This window comes from Psychrobacillus sp. (assembly GCF_056205495.1).
In genome coordinates, this window is sequence record NZ_JBAEAP010000360.1 from 1 (window position 1) to 2,225 (window position 2,225).

The 2,225-nt window shown below is 38.0% G+C and carries 2 protein-coding genes; both read right to left on the reverse strand.

Going from position 1 to position 2,225, the window contains the following annotated elements; genetic code table 11:
- On the reverse strand, positions 1 to 1,364 hold a 1,364-nt coding region (locus tag AC06OU_RS10825; RefSeq protein ID WP_475855723.1), incomplete at its 3' end, for a PolC-type DNA polymerase III N-terminal domain-containing protein.
- A 307-nt stretch (positions 1,365 to 1,671) separates the two neighbouring features.
- A partial coding sequence (gene rseP, locus AC06OU_RS10830) for an RIP metalloprotease RseP (RefSeq protein ID WP_475855725.1) occupies positions 1,672 to 2,225 on the reverse strand: 554 nt, incomplete at its 5' end.

The following is a 2,225-nucleotide window of genomic DNA, read 5'->3' on the forward strand; positions in this document are numbered from 1 at the left end:
AACTTATCTATAATATTGCCATTTTGCATTTTAACTGCAGCAAGCTCAATGATTTTGTCATATGTGGCGGATAAACCGGTTGTTTCTACGTCAAAAACTATATAAATTGCATCCTCAAGCGGGATATGCAACTCATCATAAGCTATTGGCACCCCGTCATGAATTAGATTAGCTTCTAGTCCATATAAAATTTTAATGCCATTCTTCTTACCTGCAGCATAAGCTTCCGGAAATGACTGCACATTCGCATGGTCCGTTATGGCTACTGCCTGGTGGCCCCACTTTGCTGCTTGAGAAACTAATGCTGATACAGAAGAAACTGCATCCATTTGACTCATCGGAGTGTGCATATGTAACTCGACTCTTTTTTCTTTTGCAGTATCGTATCGTAGTACAGGGTTAATCTCACACATATCTTGAGCCATAATGATTAAATCACGCACAAATGTATCGTTTTGAACTGATCCTCTTACCTTTATCCACATTCCTTTTTTAAGGCGCTCCATCATTCCAGCGTCTTCTTTGTCGCGAGAGAACATTTTTACAAGAATAGAATCTGTGTAGTCAGTGACCTTAGCCGTCAATAGAGATCTACCACTTCTCAGCTCTTTCACCTCGACATCAAACACAAAGCCTTCGATCGTTACACGACGCTCTTCATCTTGGATAGAACGTATCTCCACACTTGCCTCTTCTTTTTTCAGTGGAGTACCTAGCTGGAATGGACCATCCTCACTGGCTTCACCACTATCCTGACGAGAGTCTCTCTTTTGCATATCTTCTAAAGCCTTTTTCCCAAGTTGCTCTTCTTCCATTCTTCGTTGTTCTAAAAAGGCTACCTGTGCTTCAGCTAAAGCTTCTGTGTCCTCGACTAACTTAAAATCTATCGCAAGTTTAGGAAAACCAAAGCTCTCATATACACTTGCAATTTGATCAATATATTTCTTTTTAAAAGTACGTTGTTGTAATTCTTGTCCGCATGTCAGCTGAATCATCTGGCCGTTCCACTCTGGCTCTTGACCAAGTAGACAATCTTTTAAAGGAGGAGCCATGTCGCTCAATTCTTTAAGTACACTTGTCCAATAAGCTTTTATGAGCGATTCTGTTACTTCTGGATGCTCACAATTGATTTCTAAATATATTGTAGCAATCCCTTGAAATTTTTCTTCTAGTCTTGATTGGAATTGGTTATAGACATCGATAGGAAGAACGGCAGCTATATTGATTTGAAAATGCCATTGTCTTTGTTTTTTATGAACTGTAAATCTTGTAATAGAAGCATTTTCGAAATGCTTAACAACAGTGTCTTCGGTCAACTCTAGCTGTTGCAACAATAGATGCATTCTCATTTTGCCATCTTGCATATTACCTATCCCCCCTTATTTTAAAAGTTATTCTATATATTTTATCTGGTATTTTGAATGAGATTGTATCCATAGAAGATGACTCTATCAGCCATCATAAATATTAAAGATAGCTGGGGTGATACGCCCCGCAATAAGCCTCTGTCAAAAGCGGAAATCAACTCTACTTTAGCATATTAAACATAATTATAAATAAAACTGAACAATTAACAGAAAAAGAAAGGAAGTTCAGCTACTCGAACTCCCCCTCTAACATATTCTATCAAATCTATAAACAAAAAGATTGCCCAGTATTCACCAAGTTACTCTACAGGAAGAATCGTTGTATATCATTCCAGGTAACTACTACCATCAATACCATTAGAAGCATGATTCCGACAAAATGAACCATTCCTTCCTTCTGTTTATCAATTGGTTTTCCTCTTACTGCTTCAAATAGGAAGAACAATAATCTACCACCATCCAAGGCAGGTAATGGCAACAAGTTCATAATCCCTAAGTTTATACTTAACAGTGCAGCCCAATGCATTAACTTAAATACGCCTAATTGTGCTACTGTATCAGTTGCTTGATATATTCCAACAGGACCAGACAAGTCATCTATACTAAACGATCCAGTTATTAATGTACCTAAAATAGTAAATATTTGTTTCGTCATCTCATAGGTTTGTTCAGCTCCAAAGGCTATTGCTCCGATTGGATTTTTCTCTAAAGGACTCGAATACATGACGCCGATTTGTGTGACTTTCCCTTCTTTTGTAGATACTTCTATTGGGGTAATCATCAATTCTTCCGTCATACCATCTCGTTCTACGACGAAAGTCATCGGCTCATTCGCACTTTCTCTCACAGCATTTGATA